20 protein-coding genes are annotated in these 21,377 nt (G+C 48.6%); 3 read left to right on the top strand and 17 right to left on the bottom strand.

The window, feature by feature from the left end; all coding sequences use genetic code 11:
* Positions 1–12: 12 nt before the first annotated feature.
* Positions 13–933 carry a 1-phosphofructokinase gene (gene pfkB, locus PUQ60_RS01470; RefSeq protein WP_118651270.1) on the bottom strand — a complete coding sequence of 307 codons (921 nt, stop codon included), beginning with the start codon at positions 931–933 and terminating at the stop codon, positions 13–15.
* 403 nt (positions 934–1,336) lie between these two features.
* Here pfkB and PUQ60_RS01465 point away from each other — a divergent pair, with 403 nt between their 5' ends.
* Entirely contained in the window at positions 1,337–2,587 is a 1,251-nt protein-coding gene (locus PUQ60_RS01465) for a cell wall hydrolase (protein WP_273379779.1), read from the top strand.
* 218 nt (positions 2,588–2,805) lie between these two features.
* Positions 2,806–3,375 (top strand): hypothetical protein, encoded by a 570-nt coding sequence (locus PUQ60_RS01460; protein ID WP_273379777.1) that lies wholly within the window; start codon positions 2,806–2,808, stop codon positions 3,373–3,375.
* A 150-nt stretch (positions 3,376–3,525) separates the two neighbouring features.
* On the opposite strand, the gene PUQ60_RS01455 is transcribed toward PUQ60_RS01460, so the two are convergent.
* The 9 genes from PUQ60_RS01455 to purE form a co-directional block, all read right to left on the bottom strand.
* Positions 3,526–3,990, bottom strand: a complete 465-nt coding sequence (locus PUQ60_RS01455) for an Hsp20/alpha crystallin family protein (protein ID WP_273379775.1) — start codon at positions 3,988–3,990, stop codon at positions 3,526–3,528.
* A 544-nt stretch (positions 3,991–4,534) separates the two neighbouring features.
* Positions 4,535–5,623: a DNA/RNA non-specific endonuclease gene (locus tag PUQ60_RS01450; RefSeq protein WP_273379773.1), complete on the bottom strand. Its 1,089-nt coding sequence runs from the start codon at positions 5,621–5,623 to the stop codon at positions 4,535–4,537.
* Positions 5,624–5,788: 165 nt separating this feature from the next.
* The gene (locus tag PUQ60_RS01445) at positions 5,789–6,238 is read right to left on the bottom strand and encodes a ribonuclease Z (protein WP_273379771.1); all 450 of its coding nucleotides are present in this window, start codon (positions 6,236–6,238) and stop codon (positions 5,789–5,791) included.
* A 36-nt stretch (positions 6,239–6,274) separates the two neighbouring features.
* Positions 6,275–7,348, bottom strand: coding sequence for an NlpC/P60 family protein (locus PUQ60_RS01440; RefSeq protein ID WP_273379769.1), 1,074 nt, complete (start codon positions 7,346–7,348; stop codon positions 6,275–6,277).
* A 404-nt stretch (positions 7,349–7,752) separates the two neighbouring features.
* The gene (gene rbr, locus PUQ60_RS01435) at positions 7,753–8,292 is read right to left on the bottom strand and encodes a rubrerythrin (protein ID WP_273379767.1); all 540 of its coding nucleotides are present in this window, start codon (positions 8,290–8,292) and stop codon (positions 7,753–7,755) included.
* Positions 8,293–8,482: 190 nt separating this feature from the next.
* The gene (purD, locus tag PUQ60_RS01430; RefSeq protein ID WP_273379765.1) at positions 8,483–9,757 is read right to left on the bottom strand and encodes a phosphoribosylamine--glycine ligase; all 1,275 of its coding nucleotides are present in this window, start codon (positions 9,755–9,757) and stop codon (positions 8,483–8,485) included.
* Between the two features lie 10 nt (positions 9,758–9,767).
* Entirely contained in the window at positions 9,768–10,361 is a 594-nt protein-coding gene (purN, locus tag PUQ60_RS01425; RefSeq protein WP_022359209.1) for a phosphoribosylglycinamide formyltransferase, read from the bottom strand.
* Positions 10,355–11,386: a phosphoribosylformylglycinamidine cyclo-ligase gene (gene purM / locus PUQ60_RS01420; RefSeq protein WP_022359210.1), complete on the bottom strand. Its 1,032-nt coding sequence runs from the start codon at positions 11,384–11,386 to the stop codon at positions 10,355–10,357. Before purM ends, purN begins: the two co-directional genes overlap by 7 nt.
* 38 nt (positions 11,387–11,424) lie before the next feature.
* On the bottom strand, positions 11,425–11,937 hold the full coding sequence (purE, locus tag PUQ60_RS01415) for a 5-(carboxyamino)imidazole ribonucleotide mutase (protein ID WP_022359211.1): 513 nt from the start codon (positions 11,935–11,937) through the stop codon (positions 11,425–11,427).
* A 212-nt stretch (positions 11,938–12,149) separates the two neighbouring features.
* Here purE and PUQ60_RS01410 point away from each other — a divergent pair, with 212 nt between their 5' ends.
* Positions 12,150–13,037 (top strand): RluA family pseudouridine synthase, encoded by an 888-nt coding sequence (locus PUQ60_RS01410; protein ID WP_273379761.1) that lies wholly within the window; start codon positions 12,150–12,152, stop codon positions 13,035–13,037.
* Here the strand turns inward: PUQ60_RS01410 and PUQ60_RS01405 are convergent.
* From PUQ60_RS01405 to rpsB, 7 genes are all read right to left on the bottom strand, one after another.
* Entirely contained in the window at positions 13,034–14,425 is a 1,392-nt protein-coding gene (locus tag PUQ60_RS01405) for an RsmF rRNA methyltransferase first C-terminal domain-containing protein (protein WP_273379759.1), read from the bottom strand. The two genes, PUQ60_RS01410 and PUQ60_RS01405, sit on opposite strands and share 4 nt — an antisense overlap.
* A gap of 189 nt (positions 14,426–14,614) precedes the next feature.
* Complete coding sequence (locus PUQ60_RS01400; RefSeq protein ID WP_273379758.1) at positions 14,615–14,842, bottom strand: hypothetical protein; 228 nt, start codon at positions 14,840–14,842, stop codon at positions 14,615–14,617.
* 538 nt (positions 14,843–15,380) lie between these two features.
* The gene (locus PUQ60_RS01395) at positions 15,381–16,037 is read right to left on the bottom strand and encodes a DUF6465 family protein (protein ID WP_273379756.1); all 657 of its coding nucleotides are present in this window, start codon (positions 16,035–16,037) and stop codon (positions 15,381–15,383) included.
* 353 nt (positions 16,038–16,390) lie between these two features.
* On the bottom strand, positions 16,391–17,710 hold the full coding sequence (locus PUQ60_RS01390) for a sodium-dependent transporter (protein ID WP_022359214.1): 1,320 nt from the start codon (positions 17,708–17,710) through the stop codon (positions 16,391–16,393).
* Positions 17,711–17,962: 252 nt separating this feature from the next.
* Positions 17,963–19,036 (bottom strand): tryptophan--tRNA ligase, encoded by a 1,074-nt coding sequence (gene trpS, locus PUQ60_RS01385; RefSeq protein WP_117796329.1) that lies wholly within the window; start codon positions 19,034–19,036, stop codon positions 17,963–17,965.
* 186 nt (positions 19,037–19,222) lie between these two features.
* On the bottom strand, positions 19,223–20,155 hold the full coding sequence (gene tsf / locus PUQ60_RS01380; RefSeq protein ID WP_273379752.1) for a translation elongation factor Ts: 933 nt from the start codon (positions 20,153–20,155) through the stop codon (positions 19,223–19,225).
* Positions 20,156–20,279: 124 nt separating this feature from the next.
* Positions 20,280–21,011, bottom strand: coding sequence for a 30S ribosomal protein S2 (gene rpsB / locus PUQ60_RS01375; protein ID WP_273400963.1), 732 nt, complete (start codon positions 21,009–21,011; stop codon positions 20,280–20,282).
* Positions 21,012–21,377 lie beyond the last annotated feature (366 nt).

The following is a 21,377-nucleotide window of genomic DNA, read 5'->3' as shown; positions in this document are numbered from 1 at the left end:
CTGCATACAACCTCATCCGATTTTTGTGATTTTACAGGTCTCATACACTTTCTTTATCTCATCCTTCGTCGCCAGCTGCTCCGAAAAGGCGCTCGCGCTTCCAGCTGCCAGTCCCATGCGGAAGGCGTGTTCATAATCTCCGCTCTCCCCGTATCCGGCCAGGAAACCGGCTACCATCGAATCTCCGGCTCCGACACCATTTTTCAAGGTTCCCTTCGGTGCTTCCGCCGCATAGACGCTTCCATCCTCCGCCAGAAGAACCGCGCCCTTGCCTGCCATCGAAACCAGCACGTTGACCGCACCTTTTTCCTGCAGCTTCTTCGCATACGGAACAACTTCCTCCCGCTCCGAGAGCTTCACGCCGAAAATGTCTCCCAGTTCATGATTGTTCGGTTTGATTAAAAATGGATGGTGTCCCAGCACATTGAGCAGCAGATCCTTGGTCGCGTCCACAACAATCCGGACGTCCCTGCCATCCAGGCGCTCCATAATCTTCTGATAAATATCATCCGGCATCGACGCTGGAATACTTCCAGCCAGCACCAACGTATCATCCGCCCCCAGCCGGTCAAGCTGGGTCATCAGCGCATCCACCGCTTCCCGCGGAATCTTCGGTCCCCGACCGTTGATCTCAGTCCCGTCGATGGATTTCAGCTTCAGGTTGATGCGGGAGACTCCCTCATCCAGGGAAATAAACTCGGCTTTCACGCCCAGCTGCTCCACTTCCTTCCGAACCTCCTCGCCGACAAACCCGGCAGTAAAGCCAAACGCCGTATTGGCAATTCCAAGGTTTTGAAGGACCGTCGAAACATTGATTCCCTTTCCGCCCGGAAGCAAAAGCTCCGAATCCGTCCGGTTGGTCAGTCCGAGCTTAAAATCGCTCACTGACACAATATAATCTAACGATGGATTAAAGGTTACCGTATAAATCATAAGCCTTCATTCCTTTCTTATCTTGATTGATTCTGACTGTATTATAAAATCATTTTCATTCAAAATCAATCAAACTTATTCACAAACATACTGCCTCTTTTTGGGTTATATTGCACAATTTTGATTTTTTATGATTGTTTTTGATTGATTGTTTCGTGTGAATTCCGGCGAAACGATTGCTGTCACTGATGGAATAGTGTTTCCAAAAACATCATTTTTACTCAGTTTCATCTCCTTTTCTAATCGTAAAATCCCCCTTTGTTGACAAGGATTTCCCCATTTGCTATAGTAAATGAAGAATTTTGTAATATCTTTGTAATATTTCCAAGATGTTTTTATATCAGAAAGGATATATGATATGAACGATTCCCCTTTGAAACCTGCTTCTTCCAGGCGCAAAAAAATGGATAAAACAATGATGGCGATCTATTTCCTGATCCTTTTTATTGTAGCCGGGGCGGCTCTGCTGGCATTTCTATGCCTCTCTAAACCTTCTGATAAGAAGAACAAAGCAGGCTCTGATCCTTCCATCGCTTCTTCCAGCACCTTAAAAAACAGTCATCAGACCGGCACCGATGCTAAAAGTACGGCGAAAGCCAAAATCAAAGAAGAAAAGCCGGTCGATCCGTATGAAAATCTCGCGGTCGCCAATGTGGATGATGCGCTGAACCTGAGAGAAAAACCAGATACAGATGCCAAAGTACTCGGCACCTGCTTCCGCGGAGGCGGCGGTACCATTTTAAAACGCAAAAATGGCTGGACAAAAATCCGCTCCGGTGGGCTGGAGGGATGGCTCAAGGACGATTATCTTGTATTTGGCGATGATATCAAGCCGCTCGCCAAAGAGCTCGGTCTCTATATCGCTACCGTCAGCACACAGACACTCCATGTACGTGAGGAAGCCAGCACGGATTCTGCCATCGTCGGTCTGGCTGCCGCGGAGGACTACTATCCTGTACTGAGTCAGGAAACTGGATGGGTCAAAATCCAGCTTTCTGTTGACACCTCCGGTTACGTTTCTTCTGATTATGTCACAATCAGCGTTAAGCCAGGACGCGCAATCAGCATTGAGGCTGAGATGGCAGCGCTGGAGGCGGCACGGCAGGCTGCTGAAGAAGCTGAGCAGGCATCCAGAGCCGCCGAGGAAGCCCAGATTGCAGCCGCAAAATCGCAGGCAGAGGCAAACGCGGCTAAAGGTTCCTCCCAGACTTCAGGAAAATCTGGAAATTCTGGAAGCCCTTCGAAAAAGAGCACGGCTGCACCAGCCGCTAAATCATCCTACGTGATCTCCGCCTCCGAGAGCGACGTTTATCTGCTCTCCGCCTGCCTCACGATGGAAGCCAACGGCGGATCCTATGAAAGCTATCTGGCAGTCGGAAGTCTGATCGTCAACCGCGTCAAATCTGGCAAATGGGGCAAATCCATCTCCAGCGTCATCTACGCGGACGGACAGTTCCCAGGCGCGACCTCCGGCCTGCTTGACAAATATCTCGATAGAGGACCGTCCTCTACTGCCACCAAGGCGGCAAAGGCAGCGCTCGCCGGGGCGAATCAGATAGGCGACTACCTTTATTTTACCTCGACCAAATCAGCAAACTACGACAGCTACTCCAGCTATCAGGTGGTTGGTGGGAATTGTTTCTATAAAAAATAAAAGGCTTAAAAAGGCGGATTTAAACGCATTACATTAAACCTCATATACATTCCCATCGCCTTATGATATGATAATCATATCAGCAAAACATACAGGCAGAGGACACCTACTGTCCATACCTTATTGATAGGTACTCTCGGAGTCTTTCCTGCAAATCATCTCACAAAATTAAGCACAGAAAGCTTCCGGGAGTCCATTGATTACAAATGGAGGAAATTATGAGAAAATCAATTTATACCTTGATGGTTTCCACTCTCATCGCAGCCGCCAGCATGACCGCCTGCTCCAGCCAGCCGTCTGAAACAACCACGGCTGAAACAACTGCCGCTGAATCCACACAGGAAAACGGTACATCAGCAGAAAGCAGCGATGCCAGCGAAACAACTACTGCCGGAGAAAAAGAAACCGCCCAGACAACGGATGCAGATCATGCAGAAGACGAGACTCTGAGCGAAAAAGAAATCACAGAACTTTACCGTGGTTTTGCCAGATCCCTTCAAAGCATCATCGCCAATAAAAATATGAACGATTTAGCCGAGCTGCTTGTCTATCCGTCCTACATCGGCATCGATGACGGGATTGTCGTAAATAACAGAACTGAATTTATGGCTCTCGACGCAGACAAAGTATTTACCGACGCGCTGATTGAGGCAGTCAAGACAGCCGATGTTTCTTCCACCGAACTGACCAAGGCAGGTTTCATCGTAGGCGATCCATCCGGTAAACCGGCAGTTACCTTTGGTCTGGACAAAGAGGGATCTATCGGTATCACAGCTATTAACTACTAATCAGAGATAAAATAGTGAAAAAGAGCGCCGCAACACTCACAAACCGGCTTTCCATTTCTGGTAAAACTGCTCCATGAGTGCCGCAGCGCTCTTTTCTATGTTACAGCCAGACAACTGCATCCATCAATCCGGCTGACTGCTTCTTCTACATTATCCTTCAATCGCAATATATTTTTTCTGCTCGACTTCCGGTTTTGCTTCTTTCTTCGGAACAAAAATCTTCAAAATACCATGCTTAAATTCCGCCTTGATATCTTCCTCGGTTATATCATCACCGACATAGAAGCTTCTCGCACAGGAACCTGCGTAACGCTCTCTGCGGATGTAACGACCGGTCTTTTTCTCCTTCTCGTCCTCATCCAGTCCCTTCGCAGCCTGAATCGTCAGATTACCATCTTCCAGGGAAATCGAAATCTCTTCTTTCTTAAATCCCGGCAGATCCATCTCCAGCTCATAGCCATCTTCCATTTCCTTGATATCGGTCTTCATCAGGTTCTGTCCATGGCGTCCATACAGCTTTTTCTCTATCTTCTGTCCGGCGTTATCATCATAAAACGGAAAATCATTAAAGAAATCATCAAACAAATTTTCTCCAAAAATACTCGGCATTAACATAAGTCATCTCTCCTTTTCTAACTTCATTTCATTATGTTTATTTACCAACATTTTCGGAACCGGGACGGTCTGGGAACTTTTCTTTTCTTCCTTTTCCTTCGTTCTGGCTATGTTATAGCACTTCTTATTAGCACTGTCAAGAGGTGAGTGCTATTTTTTTGTGAAGAATTTGTGAACACTACGAGCCATGTACATTTACGTGAAAGGGGCTGTGAAATAAGTCCCTAAAAGAAATAGAGGATGTGGCACCTGCCACTGAATCTATCACTGCACCTGCCTCCAATTATCAAAAAAGTAAATCATGAGCGCTCCGTTCACTGCAGACATTTTACGCAGACTGACTGGGGCAATATCAAGAACTACGATTTATGTATCAAATCCAACGACTACGGCGCACCTGAAACAGCCCAGATTATTGCAGATCTGTTCCGGAAGAAAATGCATCTTTAATCGTATTCTTATTTCAAAGAAACTCCTTTAACCGTGTTCTCATCCGATTCTTTCCATACACAGCACAAACGAGACACTTTGCATCCCTGTTTTATCAGGGATTGCAGTTCTTACATGGTTCATATCCATCTGCAATCACTTCATCGCGCGTACCTGTAAATTCCTGCCGGTTTGCCGCCTTCATCTGGGTGACAGATGTGCAGCTTGGAAGGTGAAATTTTTTCGAGTTGGTATTGAGAATGTAGGTCTGAACCGTCGCGCTGCTTCCAGAGGATCCAGCGCCGCCTCCCGACGAACCAACTGCTCCCGATCCAGCCGATTGATTCTGGCTGCTGCCATTTCCAGCCGTTCCCTGTCCGGCTGTGCTTCCCTCACTTCCAGAACCGTCCGCCCAGCTTTCTCCTGTCGCATAATCGATCGCAATACCCGGCTGGACATTATAGACGTACACGCAGAATAGCACTCCCTCGCCCTGATCTTCGACGGATTCCGCCTCCATCAAGACGCCGGAGGCAACCAGATTACCGCCCTCAAAAACCGGTGTCACGCGGTACATGACATGGTTTCCGGTTTCTTTCACGTAATCGGCTGTCAGATTTTCAAATGGCAGCATTCCCTGTACGTTCAGATAGCGGGTTCCGGTAATCAGGTTTTTGACATTAGCATTCTCCGCCGTGAGCTGGTAGCCGATCAGATGACAGCGGTTATAGAGATACTTTCCATCCACATTGTCATACTTCGCCGTATGCCAGCCCGTCGGCTTGACTTCCCCGATCGAGCCGCGCTTCTCCGTCGGCATCGTGTCCGGCGAAACCGAAGCATATGCCACGCCGCAGCGCCCCAGGCTGTCCAGATCACTGTAACTCTCAAATGATACATCCGTCAGGTCCGCATCGGTAAAATACGGCACATTTCCATTGACTGCCACATACGGCTGACCGGAATATGCCGGTACATCCGCTAGGTTAAACGACGTTCCCGAAGCAGAAGATACACGGTTTCCACCATTTTCTGACGATGACACCGCCTGCGAATCTCCGTCCGCACTTTCCGCCTGATTTTCCTCCGCGCTGACACTTCCGTTTCCATTCAGACTTTCCTCTGGAATCTCCTGCGCGCACGCTGAAACAGACAGCATCGCCGCTGCAGCCAGCCCCAGAAGCCACATTTTCAATTTTCTCATATGAATTTCTGCCTTTCCGTTTAAGCCTATCCCTTTCAGAGCCATGTAGATTTGCGCGTTCTGGCGCCTGATTTTCAGGTGCAGAACCGGCTCTTTTTTATATTTGACTTGTTTTTTATGTTTTTCTTACTCTTTTATATTGTACTTACTTTTTATGCATATTTTTTACCTGCGCACATACCGCTCTTCTGTGATTTTCTCATGCGAGGAACCCGCATATTCCTGCGTTTCTGCCAGCTTCCAGCTGCCCAGAGCCATCTTAAAATACATATCTGCCGGATAATCCCGGTTCCAATGACAAAGAATCACTTCTTCGATCCGGCTCTCATACGGAACAACATCCTTGTCCTCGACAAAACAGTACTCTCCCGGCCCCGCCTTTTCCAAAAACGTTTCATCTGCCTGAATCTGCCCGGATTGCCCCAGTTGCCCGGATTGTTCCTGTTCTTTCGGCATATTTCCCTGTAAAAACTGTTTCTGGCTGTATGCATTCATCCACAGTTTTTTCCCACCTGTCAGCTCCAGAATACGCTTTCTAAGCACGCGGTCCTGGCTCTGCCGTCTGTGATTGAACATCATGCCGTTCTGATTATCCACACATACAATTATCTTCATCTCTCTTTTTCTCCCTTTTTCTATCTGCTATACGCTTCATGTTTCCCAAGGAATCAAAGCAAGCGTCAGCTCCTCCATCCAGGTCCGCAGATTGGGACGCCTGACTGCCAGCGTGTTGACAATCACCGATCGTACACGCACCGGCATCGTTTCTCCTTCTTTTACCAGCCTGCTCACATCGTTTATGACATAAAAATTGCCATTCTCATATCCCAGATACATCATCACATGTCCCGGAAAATATAGAAGTGTGCCCGGTTCTAATACTTTTAAAATCTGCTTTTTTTCTGAGCAGCGCCGCCCCGCCAGCTCTATTTTTCGAACTGGCATCTGCAACTGCCCGGTCGTATTGCGAGGCAGGATCCATCCAAAACAGCGGTACACTTCCCGGATATAGGAAGAACAATCCCGGCTCTCCAGCATTCCGCCCCAGCCGTAGCGGTCTCCCAGACACTTGAACGCCTGTTTAATAATCTCCTCATTTGTCAAGCTCAAATATCCCACCGATACGTCCCGACTCATCGGAATCAATCCTTTTTGCCGAAAGAAACTGCCATCCGGGGCGCGGCATGGAAGCCAGACGATGTAATTATTCCAAGACAGTCTGTTCTGTACCCTCTGTTCTGCCTGTGCTTCTGTTGTCTCTATTACCGCTCCTGTCCCTTTTTTTCTGTTTGTTTCTATTGTTTCTTTTATCTCTGGGATTCCTTCTTCCACGCACAATTCCAACACCGTCCCCATCCGAAGCCGGTATGCACTGGTTCCCGAATAGACTGCACTTGCTTCCAGCCAGACCATATCCCCTGTCACTACTAACGGATGGAGCGGAAATGCCGCCATCAGCCATTCCGCCCGGTTCCGACAGACTGCCACCGACTCTGCCGATATCCAGCCCTCGCTGCATTCATTCCGGACATACAGATAACTCTCTTCCTGCACCGAACCCAAAATCAAAAGCGGTTCCCCGACCATACAGAGACAAAGTGCTGCCTCATCCCACTCCGGATCGGATGGATCCTCCTCATCGGCTAAAAAAGTCTCCATCGGAAACTGTTTGATCAACCCCTGTGAAGTCGCGATTCCATATTTGATATGAACATTTTTATTCACGGAATTTTGAGCATCACACACAGTCCAATTTATCCCCTGTATCCCAAATGATAAGAAATTTCCACACCATTTATCATAAACAACTCTCTCTTCTTTGGCAAAGGCTTCATTTTTCAAATCATGCATTTCCGTTCCAGATGTCCGTAAAATTCGTGCATTCAAATTTTCAATTTCTTCCGGCGTCATTTTTACTGTTCCTGACGCATTTCCTGTGTCAATCCAATGTTCTGCCTGGCATTGTTCCTCCGAAACATCTGGTGCGAATGATAAAAAAGACGATCTCATATGAACTACTCCAAAACAGCCTGCTTAATTTTCGTATCTTTTATATGATGCATCTGCCTTTTTTATACACAATAAGGAATCGGCAGCACCCCCAGCTGGCGCCTCGTCGTTTCCGAAATTTAGTAATTCTCCGCATGAACCTCGAAATAAGCCTGCGGATGCGCGCATACCGGACAAACTTCCGGTGCTTTCTCGCCTACTACGATATGACCGCAGTTGCGGCATTCCCATACCTTCACTTCGCTCTTCTTAAATACTTCCTGCGCTTCCACATTGTGAAGCAGGGCACGGTAGCGCTCTTCATGATGTTTTTCGATCTCCGCTACCATACGGAATTTCACTGCCAGCTCCGGAAAGCCCTCTTCCTCAGCCGTCTTGGCAAATCCATCATACATATCTGTCCACTCATAGTTCTCACCGTCTGCAGCAGATGCCAGATTCTCTGCGGTATTTCCCAGACCGTCTAATTCCTTAAACCACATCTTTGCGTGTTCTTTCTCATTGTCTGCGGTCTTTAAAAAAAGGGCGGAAATCTGCTCAAATTCCTCTTTTTTTGCCTTGGATGCAAAATAGGTATATTTATTTCTCGCCTGTGATTCGCCGGAAAAAGCCTCCCTCAGGTTCTTTTCCGTCTGGGTTCCTGCATATTTGTTAGCCATTGCGTTGTCCTCCTTTTAATTGCATGAAAACAGATCATCTTTTCTTTTTATTATAGCACGATGGAATGTTTTTAATATGTTTTTCAAAAGCATTTTTTTCCAACATCCAGACAAAAACAGGGATATCAGACGTTCAAATCTGATATCCCCGTTTCTTTTCTAAATAGGAATCTACTACCTGCCGCTTCCCCTACGCCTCATCAATCGCATGCCCGATATCATGGCGCATATATTTGTTAGCGAAATCGATCCACTCGGTCGCCTTGTATGCATTGGCGCGCGCCTCTTTCAGGTCTTTGCCCTTTGCAGTAACGCCCAGCACCCGACCGCCGTTTGTCACGATGTCGCCGTCCTCATCAAACTTCGTGCCCGCGTGGAATACATAGTATCCGTCTGCATCCTTGAACTTCTCCAGACCGTGAATCTTGAAGCCCTTTTCATATTTCACCGGGTAGCCGTCCGACGCCAGAACGACGCAGACTGCTGCATTATCCTCAAATTCAAGCTCAATCTGATTCAGGGTTCCGTCGATACATGCCTCAAAGACTTCCATGATATCATTCTTCATGCGCGGCAGGACAACCTGTGTCTCCGGATCGCCGAAACGGGCATTGTATTCCAGCACCTTCGGACCATCTTCGGTCAGCATCAGACCGAAGAAAATGATGCCCTTGAAGGTACGTCCTTCCTTCTTCATCGCATCAACCGACGGCTGATAGATGTACTTTTTACAGAATTCATCTACTTCTTTTGTGTAGAACGGGCTTGGTGAGAAGGTTCCCATACCGCCTGTATTTAAGCCCTGATCGCCGTCCAGCGCCCGCTTGTGGTCCTGAGAGGAGGTCATAATGCGGATCGTATCACCATCGACGAAGGAAAGAACCGAAACCTCGCGTCCTGTCATGAACTCCTCGATGACCATCTGATTACCGGCAGAACCAAACTTCTTGTCCTCCATGATCTCCTTGACGCCTGCCTGTGCTTCTTCCAGCGTATTGCAGATCAGAACACCTTTTCCAAGTGCCAGACCATCTGCTTTCAAAACGATCGGCATCTTAGCAGTCTGTAAATATTCCAGCGCCTTGTATGGATCGGTAAAAGTCTCATAGGCTGCGGTCGGAATGTTGTATTTCTTCATCAGATCCTTGGAAAATGCCTTCGATCCTTCCAGAATCGCCGCATTTTTTCTCGGTCCAAATACACGCAGTCCCTGTGCCTCGAACACATCCACGATACCGCCAACCAGCGGATCGTCCATGCCGATCACGGTCAGGTCAACCTCATGCTCTTTTGCAAATGCCGCCAGCTTATCAAATTCCATCGCACTGATCGGCACACACTCTGCATACTCTGCAATTCCCGCATTGCCCGGTGCACAATAAATTTTATCTACCTTCGGACTCTGAGCTACTTTCCATGCGATCGCATGCTCACGTCCGCCGCTGCCAACGATTAAAACTTTCATGTTCTTCTCCTTATATTCTTCCGTTTGCAATCGCATTGATCGCCTGCGGAAGCAGTACCCACTCTGCCTGTTCCATCACGCGCTGCTGCAGCGTCTTCGGCGTATCATCCGGCTGCACCTCTACGGCTTTCTGGAAGAGGATCGGACCGGTATCGGTTCCCTCATCCACATAGTGAACCGTCGCGCCCGTCACCTTGACGCCGCGCGCCAGCGCCGCCTCATGCACCTTCAGTCCGTAATAGCCGACGCCGCAGAATGACGGAATCAGGGACGGATGGATATTGATAATTTTATTTCTGTATGCCTCGATCATCGCCGCCGGAATCTTCACAAGGAATCCAGCCAGAACGATGAGATCCGGCTTACATGCCTTGATGGTCTCCAAAAGCGCCTCATTGAACGCATCGCGTGTTTCATACGCCTTCGGAGTCACAACAAATGCCGGGACACCGTGGTTTTTCGCGCGCTCAATCGCATAAGCGCCCTCATTGTTGCTGATAACCGCCACAACTTCTGCGTTCGTGATCTTGCCGTTATCAACCGCATCCAGGATTGCCTGCAGATTTGTACCGCCGCCAGACACCATTACAACGACTCTTAGCATAATGTTACTCCCTTTTCTCCTGCCTCAATGGAACCGATGATGTACGGTGTATCGCCAGCGGACTTCATTGCCTCCATCGCTCGCTCTGCATCAGCCGCATCGACTGCTACGACCATGCCAATACCCATATTGTAGGTATTGTACATCATGTGCTCCTCGATATCGCCTTTCTTCGCCAGCATACCGAAGATCGGCGGAATCTGATAGCTGTCTTTCTTGATGACTGCGCGGACGCCGTCTTTCAGCATACGCGGAACATTCTCATAGAAGCCGCCGCCTGTGATATGGCTGCACGCTTTCACAGTCACGCCCGCATTCTTCACTGCTTTCAGCGCCTTTACATAGATACGGGTCGGTGCCAGAAGTGCCTCGCCAAGCGTGGTTCCCAACTCCTCATAGTAGGTCTCCAGTCCCTCTTTGTTGAGTTCCTTCTCAAATACCTTGCGGACCAGGGAGAAACCATTGCTGTGAACGCCGGTGGATGCCATACCGATCAGTACATCACCCGGTTTCAGGTTTTCGCCGGTAATCATGTCTTTTTTATCAACCACGCCGACAGCAAAACCAGCCAGATCATAATCTTCCTCCGGCATCAGCCCCGGATGCTCAGCTGTCTCGCCGCCGATCAGAGCTGCCTCCGACTGTAAGCAGCCTTCTGCAACGCCTTTTACGATATCCGCGATCTTTTCCGGATAGTTCTTGCCGCAGGCAATATAGTCCAGGAAAAACAGCGGCTCGCCGCCTGCACATGCAATGTCGTTGACACACATCGCAACCGCGTCGATACCGATCGTGTCATGCTTGTCCATGATGATCGCCAGTTTTACCTTGGTACCACAGCCGTCCGTACCAGATAAGAGAACCGGATCTTCCATCTCTTTAATCTTTGCCAGGGAGAATGCACCGGCAAAGCCGCCCAGACCTCCCAGCACTTCCTCACGCATCGTTTTCTTTACATGCTCTTTCATCAGTTCTACCGACTTATAACCAGCCTCAATATCTACTCCGGAATTCTTGTAATCCATGGTTTTCCTCCGTATGTCCTTGTTTATATTTTTAATGTTTATTTCTGTGCCAGATACTCTTTATGTCCCAGTTTCTGTAATTTCTCATCCTTACCGACCACTTCGTTCTTCATCTCCTCAGAGTATGCTTTTAATTTTGCTAAAAGCTCCGGATCGGAAGTTGCCAGAATCTTGGCTGCCAGAATACCCGCATTCTTGCCGCCGTTGATCGCTACCGTCGCAACCGGAATACCGGACGGCATCTGTACGATCGAATACAGAGAATCAACTCCGCCTAAATCTGAGGTTTTCATCGGAATACCGATCACCGGCATCGGAAACAGTGCCGCGCACATACCCGGCAGATGCGCTGCCTTACCAGCACCTGCAATGATAACCTTAAAGCCTTTCTCCTCAGCGGATTTTGCATAGTTAAAAAAGATGTCTGGCTCACGGTGTGCAGAAATGATTGTCATTTCATAATCAATCCCCATCTTGTCCAGAAAATCTGCTGCCTGTGCCATGATCGGCATGTCCGAATCGCTTCCCATTACAATTCCTACTTTTGCCATCGTTCATTCTCCTTTTCTCTGCATTGTATTTATTAGTTCTACTTATAAGTAATTTGAATAAAAACAGCCTTACTTATTAGTAATGATACTAGGTTTTTGATCGCAAGTCAATAGGGTTTCGAGAATCCTTCAAAAAATACTATGAGATTGCAGCCTCCTTGCTTTTATGTTATCCTTATTGGCATCACAATGATTACAAAGAGGTTCCCTAAATGAAACGGACATTATCATACACTATTACAAATAAAAACAATGCTGACACCATCGGCGCCTTCCTCCGCGATGCCGGATATTCCCGCCGCATCCTCATCGAGCTCAAACAGAACCCTGAGCAGATCTGCCTGAACGGAACACCGTCCTGGCTGAACACACCGCTTCAGATCGGAGACACCCTGACGCTCTTTCTCCCGGACGAACCCGTTTCTTCAGATATTCTTCCGGTCAATCTTCCGATCGATATAGTATATGAAGACGAAGATCTCATAATACTCAACAAAGCCCCCGGAATGCCTGTCCACCCATCCCAGGGACACCATGAAAATACGCTGGCAAACGCCCTCGCGTACCGGTTTGCCTCGCGCGGCGAACATTTCGTGTTCCGTGCCGTGAACCGCTTAGACCGCGACACCACCGGTCTTCTGCTGATCGCCAAACATAAAATAAGCGGCGCATTTCTCTCCGCCATGACTGCAAAAAAAGAGATACGCCGCGAATATCTCGCGATTGTTGCCGGTAAACCAGAAGAATCCGGCACCATCGATCTGCCGATCGCCCGAAAAGATGGTTCCACCATCGAACGCTGCATCGATATGGATCATGGGGAACACGCCGTCACCCATTACCGGTGTCTCGATTACCGGGACGATCTCGGCTGCTCCCTCGTCCGGCTTCGCCTGGAAACGGGGCGCACCCACCAGATCCGGGTCCACATGAAAGCCATCGGGCACCCGCTTTTAGGGGATTTTCTATACAACCCGGATTACCGCTTCATCGGACGGCAGGCGCTTCACTCCTATACGGTGGCATTCCGGCATCCGATCACTGGGGAAGCAATGGAGTTTACGGCTCCGATGCCGGAGGATTTTTCCTTCTTCTATTAATACTGCTTCCGCAGTCCCTTCGGATAATGGTTTTTCAGCGTCCCGCCGCTCTTCTTGCCCCATCCGAGCGAATACCCGTCCACACTCACAAGGCACCAGCCTTTTCCGGCGTCTTCCTCAGAAAGCTGGATCGTCTCGCCGCGCAGGTATGCCGCCGTCTCCGGCGCGTCGGCAGACAGGTTCACATTCTGTTTTACCTCCGATGGATGCAGGGCAAGTGCCAGCGCGTGAGACGGCTCAAAACGGTTTTTCTTAAATTCTCCCATCTGAAGCCCCGGGCGAAGCACCCGCAGCCCCTTAAAATCGACCATCTCCTCCGGCGTCCGGTAAAGCTGGTCGCCAAACATCGTCATCGTACTGTCCGCTGTCCATTTCTTCGGCTCAATAAATATCTCTTTGCAGAAATCCTCATAGACTGCCAGAAGCTTCTTGTCCTTCATCGAAGCCGGATATTTACGCTTCACGCTCCCCGGCTCGCCCGTTTTTCGAAGAAGTGCCGCATAATGGCCTTCTCCCTCGGTCCGGTGCGGCCAGATACGGACCGTTTTCTCGATTCCATCCGTCACGCCCGCTCCCCAGGCTGGAACGCCGTGCGAAAGTCCCGGATAGTCCGGCGTTTCCTCTAGCGCAAACTCTGGATGTGCCTCTAAGAAACGTCCGATCGCCTGCTCGTCCTCCTCCGGCGCAAACGTACAGGTGGAGTACACCAGCCGTCCGCCCGGTTTCAGCATCATCGCCGCATTTTCAAGAATCTCCTGCTGCCGCCCAGCACAGCGACGCACATTCTCCGGGCTCCATTCCGTGATCGCCGTCTCATCCTTGCGGAACATTCCCTCGCCGGAACACGGTGCATCCACGATGATCCCATCAAAAAATGCCGGAAAATACTTCGTCAGCCGCCCGGAATCTTCATTTGTCACAACCGCATTCCGGATTCCCATGCGCTCGATATTCTGCGAGAGAATCTTTGCACGCGCCGGATGGATCTCATTGCTCACCAGAAGTCCTTCTCCGCCCAGTCTCGCCGCCGCCTGCGTCGATTTTCCGCCCGGTGCCGCACAGAGATCCAGAATCATTTCCCCCGGCTGCGGGTTTAAAAGCGAAGCCGCAATCATCGCACTCGGCTCCTGAATATAGTAAACGCCCGCATCGTGGTACGGATGACGCCCCGGACGATCCTCCGCCCCATAAGCGAATCCCTCCGCCGCCCACGCAACCGGATTCAGAGAAAATGGAGCCGTCTTAGCAAATTCCGCCGGATCCGTTTTCAGTCCGTTCACGCGTAGTCCCTGTGAGCGCTCCTTGTCGTAACTGGCGATAAACGCATCGTACTCCCTGCCGAGCATCTGTTTCATTCGTTCAGTAAATGCTGCTGGTAAATTTATCATGGTTTTGTATTATCCTTCTTAATCAAACATATAATTCATCTTTCCTAAATAATAATACTATTACATAAACAGCAATTCCGTCAACTATTTCTGCCTCTTCTTTCCAGTATCTTTTCCGCCCCATTTTCCCATACTATCCTCATGATTCGATGGATATTTACGTTCGTTCTCCTCCCATTTTTTAGTTTCTCACTCACACGCGGATGCAATCTGTTTTCTTCCAATTTTTCCAGCATCAGCATCGCACTGCACCGACGCGGGGAATTTTTTCTCTGGTGCCTGCTCTGCGGCGGCTTTTTCTACTCCCAACTCTCCCTGTACCGCCCCCGCCAGGCAAAATGCTGCCTGCTTCTCCTCACTGCCGCTGCCCTGCTGCCCTATACCCCGGAGCACCTCCCAGTCTGTGCTATCCTTCACACGCTTCTGGCACTGGCGGCTGCACTGTTATTTCTTTATAATCTGTTTTATTTAAGCTTGCAGCTCTATCTTTCGTCCCCAGCTCCTGCCCGTTATTCCCAAACACCCTCCAATACTGCCTTTTTCAGCAAATTGACTCACTCTTTGGATTCTCCTGCTGCCCGTGGGCGCCTCTGCCTCCTGCTTCTCTGGACTTCTTGTGTTTTCTGTCTGGACAGCTGGATTTTATCGGGAATCATCAACAGTGCCATGGAAATTTGCCTGACCTTAACCGCTGGCGTACTGTTCTGGCTGTTTTTTCCTTCACTACGCCTGGCATCGAATCATCCGCATTCCCTGTTGTAATTCTTGCAAAGCGTTTTTTAAACATCTCCCTATCAACAAAAAAAGCCAGTTCTATATCTCTCTTAATACACCAAAGATATAAAAACTGGCTTTTTACCATTCTTAGATTTTTATACCTGCTCCCTCATTTTAAGCAGATATGGTATGTAAACTTCCCGTCATACAGAGCCGGAAACTTCACCGAACGCCCACCTTAGTACACAATCTTGTACTCGCTGGAACCTTCTCCATTTACCACATAGTAAACGGCACGCTCTTCCGGTTTAACATACAGGGTCAGAGTCTCAATCTCTTCCTCTTTATGTCCCAGAGCTGCATATGCTTTCTTTGCTTCTGCCTCCAGCTTCTCGATAGAAATCTCTGCACCTGCGTACTGTACGTATGCAACTGTCTTTACTTCCTTTTTCTCAGCTGTCTTCTTTGCTGCAGTGGTTGTCTTTGTGGTTGTCTTTGTGGTTCTCTTTGCAGTTGTTTTCTTTACGGTCACGTCTGTCTCCTTTTTCTCTGCGGCTGCTGCCATCTCTTTCTTCTCTGCGAGGGCGGTCTCCTTCTTCTGTACCGGCGCTACGGCTGTCTCTTTCTTCTCTACGTGTGCCAGTGCAGTTTCCTTTTTCGGAACGGATGCTACTGCCGTCTCTTTTTTCTCCACGGCTGCCACAGCTGTTTCCTTCTTTGCTACTTCCGCTACCGCTGTCTCTTTCTTTGCGACTGCTGCCACTGCCGTTTCTTTCTTCGCTACTTCAGCTATGGCTGTCTCTTTTTTCTCCACAACAGACGGAACCTTTTTCTCTTTCGTTGAAACAGATTTCTTTTCTGCTGTCTTGGCTAATGTTTTCTTTCTCGGAACCATATATCTCATCCTCCTTCTCTGCTTTCTCCACGACGTCTTCCGGCTCATGATTTTGCGCACACAGTTACGCAGCGCTTCTTTACCCGTAGCAATGCCTCATGTCCGGTTCATTCTCCACAGTCGAAGCGGGGACACCGCCCAATCACATCCTTGTCATTCTGCGGTATCCCCATATTTTTATTGTCTTATATTCAAGTTTCCCCAAGTTGTCTGTCCGTCCAAACTATCACATAAACGGTCTTTTCCTGTCCTTGATCCACCGTCAAGCACATCCTATCCCCGTTTCCGTAACCCTGTCTGAACTTTAACAAGTATACGGCAATTTCCTGCTTTTGTCAACAAAGCCGCTCTTCCTACCGGATCGCTAAGTACAAATTATAAAATCCAGTTACACTGACGATTCCCACCATAATCGGCGTCAGGAATCGAATGCAGAACACCCAGAGTTTTCCCAGACGGAACTTCGTACCGTCCGCCTCGATCTCCGCAAGCAGATACTCCGGTTTCCATTTCCAGCCTACATAGTAGCACATCGTAAGTCCGCCGAGCGGCATCAGGATATTATCCGTTACCAGTCCAGCGAAATCAAAGACCGACTGATTCAGGATTGTGACATCACTCAAGACGCCGAAGGACAGCGCACTCGGAATGCCGAGCAGCGTGATCGCCGTACCAATCACAAGCGCCGCAGGCTTGCGTTCCCAGCCCAGCGAATCAATCGCAAAGGAGGCACAGACTTCCAGAAGTGCGATCGCACTCGTAACGGCTGCGAAAAAAACCAGCGCAAAAAACAGAATTGCGAAGAAAGTTCCCCCCGCAATATTCGCAAATACCATCGGCAGTGTACCGAAAATCAGTCCCGGTCCCTGTCCCGGCTCCAGACCGAAGGCAAATACTGCCGGAAAGATCGCGATACCCGCGAGAACCGCAATCACAGTATCCAGACCGCCGATGATCATACAGCTTTTTGGAATATTTTCCTTTCCACTCAGATAGCTTCCGTAAGTAATCGTGATACCCATGCAGAGACTCAGCGAATAAAACACCTGTCCCAGTGCCGCACTGACGGAGGAAAGCGTGAACGCCGAAAAATCCGGCTGGAAGATAAATAACAGTCCTTTCGAAGCTCCCGGAAGCGTCACGCTTCTGAAAATGATGACAAATAACAGAACCAGAAGCATCGGCATCATCAATTTGCTCGCTTTCTCAATGCCATTGATGCCAAAATAGCAGACAGCTATAGTCGCTGCCATAAATACAATATGCCAGATCACCGGCTCGCTGCTGCCAATAAAGGCGTCAAAATCCGGCGCTGCCGCCGTCGTCACATAGCTGGCAATATACTTTAAAATCCAGCCGCCGATGACGCTGTAATAACTCAAAATAATAAACGCCGCCAGTACGCCGAATATACCGACAATCCGTGCGTGCGGATGAATGTCCGCATATGCCTGCACCGGATCATGCCGCGTCTTCCGTCCCAGGGACATTTCCGTGATCATAACCGGCAGTCCGAGAAGAACGATAAAAAACAGATACGCAACCAGAAATGGAAATCCACCGTTCTTTCCCATCAGATATGGAAATTTCCACAGATTTCCCAATCCAATCGCCGCCCCAGCCGTTGCCATAATAAAGCCCAGCTTACTCGCCCATTGTTTGTTTTTGCTCATGTGTAGCCCTCTTAGTATTCTTTCATTTCATATTTGATATAACTTTGTGTTATAACGCGATACAGACTATTATATCGAATTTTAGGGACTATGTAAACCGTTTTTAAGTGGGAATCACGCGAAAAAAAGCCTGTCACCCCGGCACCTTTCCCGTGCCAGAAGACAGACTTTTCTCTATTTTTTAAATCAATTCATTTCCGGCAGCACACTCCCGGCATTCCAGAAAGCCACGCCGAATTTCCACTTTTTATCTTAGTCCTCGATCGTATCAATCAGGCTGTCATCATCAAAATAATTGATCCGCATCGAAGCCTTCACATCGCGAAGTGTCTCAGCAGCCTTCGCCTCTGCTGCCTTGCTTCCCTCTTTCAGGATGTCAAATACATCCGGGATTCTCTTCTCCCATTCCTGGCGTCTCGCGCGGATCGGAGCCAGTTCAGCCTGCATGACGTTGTTTAAGAATTTCTTCACCTTCACATCGCCCAGACCACCTCTCTGGTAATGCGCTTTCAGCTCGTCCAGGTTCTGGTAATCCGGCAGGAACTCTGCAAAATACTCCGGACGGCAGAATGCATCCAGATAGATGAAGACCGGATTGCCCTCGACTTTACCCGGATCCTCGACACGCAGATGATTTGGATCTGTAAACATGGACATGATCTTCTTCTTCACATCTGCTTCCGAATCAGAAAGGTAGATGCAGTTTCCAAGCGATTTGCTCATCTTTGCCTTTCCATCGATACCCGGCAGACGCAGACATGCCTTGTTGGACGGAAGCAGGATCTCCGGTTCCGTCAGAGTCTCGCCGTACACGCTGTTGAATTTGTGGACGATCTCCTTGCACTGCTCTAACATCGGCATCTGATCCTCTCCAACCGGAACAGTCGTCGCGCGGAATGCAGTGATATCCGCCGCCTGGCTAATCGGATAAGTAAAGAATCCAACCGGGATGCTTGCCTCAAAATTACGCATCTGAATCTCTGCTTTTACGGTAGGATTTCGCTGTACACGGGATACCGTAACCAGGTTCATATAGTAAAAAGTAAGCTCTGTCAGCTCCGGCACCATCGACTGGATAAAGATGGTGGATTTCTCCGGGTCAATTCCACAAGCCAGATAGTCCAGGGCAACCTGCAGAATATTTTTACGCACCTTTTCCGGATGATCTGCGTTATCTGTCAGCGCCTGTGCATCGGCAATCATAATATAGATCTCGTCGAATTTGCCGGAATTCTGAAGTCTCACTCTCTCGCTCAGAGAGCCAACATAATGTCCGACATGTAAGCGCCCGGTAGGACGATCGCCGGTTAAAATAATTTTCTTCATTCTATTTGTTTCCCCTTCCATGCTGGTGTTATTTCCTGAGAAATATTATATATCCTGGGGAGCGGACTGTCAACATTCCCCTTTCTGGCTGTCCTTCCAATCCAGAGCAGATGGACTAGCACATAGACGCAAAAAACGCCGGAACCTTTCGATTCCGACGTTTTGGACATTTCTTGAAAATGAGAACTACTGTCCCATCTGCTTTGCAACTTCCTCTGCAAAGTTCTCTTCCTTCTTTTCGATACCTTCGCCAGTCTCGAAACGAACGAACTTCTTAACAGTGATCTTCGCACCATTCTCTTTAGCAACCTGAGCTACATACTGAGCTACGCTCTGCTTGCCATCCTCAGCCTTAACATATACCTGATCCAGAAGGCAGATCTCTTTGAGCTCTTTCTTGATACGACCCATAACCATACCGTTGATGATCTTGTCGTTTGCATCCGGCTTCTCGTTCTTAGCTGCTACAGTCAGGATCTCTTTCTCTTTTGCGATGTAATCTGCATCTACTTCGCTGTCGTTGGTGTACAGCGGTTTCAGAGCTGCAGCCTGCATAGCTACGTTCTTAGCCATCTCTTTGATTGCATCGTTTACAACGTCAGTTTCAACGTCTACCAGAACGCCGATCTTGCCGCCTGCATGGATGTAGGAAGCAACGAAACCGTTCTCCTCAGCTAACTGAGCAAAACGACGGATCTTCATGTTCTCGCCGATGATGGAGATCTGGGAAGACAGAGCCTCTGCAACTGTCAGGGACGGATCCTTTGCCCATTTTTCAGCCAGAAATGCGTCAATATCTACTGCGCTTGTGTTCAGCGCCTGCTCAGCAACATCAGATACATAGTTCTGGAACTTCTCGTTCTTAGCTACGAAGTCTGTCTCTGCGTTTACTTCTACTACAACTGCCTTCTTTTCATCAGCGGTAACCTTAGTCATAACGATACCCTCTGCTGCAATACGGCCAGCTTTCTTAGTAGCGCCTGCAAGTCCTTTTTCTCTCAGGAACTCAACAGCTTTGTCCATGTCGCCATCTGTAGCTGCAAGAGCTTTCTTACAGTCCATCATACCAGCGCCTGTCATTTCACGTAACTCTTTTACCATTGCGGCTGTAACTGCCATCTTAAATCCCTCCGTGTATATAAATTCAGGTACACGTTCGTATACCCGCGCGGAGCACGCTTTTATGCGGAAAACCGCGGCGTGCTCCTGGTCTTTTGGTTTCAGTTTTTAATTTTGGGGTTAATTAAGCCTCTGTAGCCTCTGCTTCGCCCTCTGCTGCAGCTGCCTCAGCCTCGCCCTGCTTAGCTTCGATAACAGCGTCTGCCATTCTGGAAACGATCAGTTTTACGGCACGGATAGCATCATCGTTACCCGGGATTACATAATCCAGCTCTTCCGGATCACAGTTGGTATCGATGATACCGATCAGCGGAATACCCAGAGTATGAGCCTCCTGTACGCAGATTCTTTCCTTCTTCGGATCTACTACGAAGATAGCATCCGGGATCTTCTTCATATCTTTGATACCGCCCAGGTTCTTCTCCAGCTTCTCCCACTCTTTTTTCAGCTCGATAACTTCTTTCTTCGGCAGAACGTCGAAAGTTCCGTCCTCAGACATAGCCTCGATCTGTTTTAATCTAGCGATACGGCTCTGGATGGTCTTGAAGTTTGTCAGCATACCGCCTAACCATCTCTCGTTTACATAGAACATACAGCATCTCTCAGCCTCGGTCTTGATAGCGTCCTGAGCCTGCTTCTTTGTACCAACGAACAGGATTGTGCCGCCGTCTGCTGCGATATCAGATACTGCCTTGTAAGCCTCATCTACTTTACCTACAGATTTCTGAAGGTCGATGATGTGGATACCATTTCTCTCGGTGTAGATGTACGGAGCCATTTTCGGGTTCCATCTTCTGGTCTGGTGTCCAAAATGTACACCTGCTTCAAGTAACTGCTTCATTGAAATAACGCTCATGTTTCTTTCCTCCAATTTTGGTTTTTCTTCCGCCGTCTTCTCATGCTTTCCGCGGGGACTCATAATGAGCACCGTCCTGCGCAAATCCGACCGGCGTGAATTTTCAGCCTTTATACTATATCACAGGCAAGGTATACATGCAAGTGGAAATTAAAAAAATCACGCATTTTCCTTCATTTTTCTTCGTTTCTTGAATTTCTTCCAGCAAGCATATACGGAATGATAATACAAAACCTTCAGTAAAAACTTTTAGCAATTCTATGTAAATTAAAAGCGGGCTCCGAAAACCTCGGAACCCGCATAAATCCTAGAAATAAAAAGAGCGCGAGACGGGACTCGAACCCGCGGCCTCGACCTTGGCAAGGT

The sequence above is a fragment of the Clostridium sp. AF02-29 genome (assembly GCF_934835585.1).
Lineage (GTDB): Bacteria > Bacillota > Clostridia > Lachnospirales > Lachnospiraceae > Otoolea > Otoolea fessa.
The sequence above is the reverse complement of the archived record's forward strand: the minus strand, read 5'-3'. Positions and strand labels throughout refer to the sequence as shown.

Excerpts from the sequence above, each read along its gene's own strand:
- pfkB (WP_118651270.1), bottom strand. The coding sequence starts at position 933 with ATGATTTATACGGTAACCTTTAATCCATCGTTAGATTATATTGTGTCA.
- PUQ60_RS01395 (WP_273379756.1), bottom strand. The coding sequence starts at position 16,037 with ATGGTTCCGAGAAAGAAAACATTAGCCAAGACAGCAGAAAAGAAATCT.
- PUQ60_RS01445 (WP_273379771.1), bottom strand. The coding sequence starts at position 6,238 with ATGAAGATAATTGTATGTGTGGATAATCAGAACGGCATGATGTTCAAT.
- PUQ60_RS01405 (WP_273379759.1), bottom strand. The coding sequence starts at position 14,425 with ATGATAAATTTACCAGCAGCATTTACTGAACGAATGAAACAGATGCTC.
- PUQ60_RS01460 (WP_273379777.1), top strand. The coding sequence starts at position 2,806 with ATGAGAAAATCAATTTATACCTTGATGGTTTCCACTCTCATCGCAGCC.
- trpS (WP_117796329.1), bottom strand. The coding sequence starts at position 19,036 with ATGAAGAAAATTATTTTAACCGGCGATCGTCCTACCGGGCGCTTACAT.
- PUQ60_RS01465 (WP_273379779.1), top strand. The coding sequence starts at position 1,337 with ATGGATAAAACAATGATGGCGATCTATTTCCTGATCCTTTTTATTGTA.
- PUQ60_RS01410 (WP_273379761.1), top strand. The coding sequence starts at position 12,150 with ATGAAACGGACATTATCATACACTATTACAAATAAAAACAATGCTGAC.
- rpsB (WP_273400963.1), bottom strand. The coding sequence starts at position 21,011 with ATGAGCGTTATTTCAATGAAGCAGTTACTTGAAGCAGGTGTACATTTT.
- PUQ60_RS01455 (WP_273379775.1), bottom strand. The coding sequence starts at position 3,990 with ATGTTAATGCCGAGTATTTTTGGAGAAAATTTGTTTGATGATTTCTTT.
- PUQ60_RS01390 (WP_022359214.1), bottom strand. The coding sequence starts at position 17,710 with ATGAGCAAAAACAAACAATGGGCGAGTAAGCTGGGCTTTATTATGGCA.
- purE (WP_022359211.1), bottom strand. The coding sequence starts at position 11,937 with ATGGCAAAAGTAGGAATTGTAATGGGAAGCGATTCGGACATGCCGATC.
- purN (WP_022359209.1), bottom strand. The coding sequence starts at position 10,361 with ATGCTAAGAGTCGTTGTAATGGTGTCTGGCGGCGGTACAAATCTGCAG.
- purD (WP_273379765.1), bottom strand. The coding sequence starts at position 9,757 with ATGAAAGTTTTAATCGTTGGCAGCGGCGGACGTGAGCATGCGATCGCA.
- PUQ60_RS01450 (WP_273379773.1), bottom strand. The coding sequence starts at position 5,623 with ATGAGAAAATTGAAAATGTGGCTTCTGGGGCTGGCTGCAGCGGCGATG.
- tsf (WP_273379752.1), bottom strand. The coding sequence starts at position 20,155 with ATGGCAGTTACAGCCGCAATGGTAAAAGAGTTACGTGAAATGACAGGC.
- purM (WP_022359210.1), bottom strand. The coding sequence starts at position 11,386 with ATGGATTACAAGAATTCCGGAGTAGATATTGAGGCTGGTTATAAGTCG.
- rbr (WP_273379767.1), bottom strand. The coding sequence starts at position 8,292 with ATGGCTAACAAATATGCAGGAACCCAGACGGAAAAGAACCTGAGGGAG.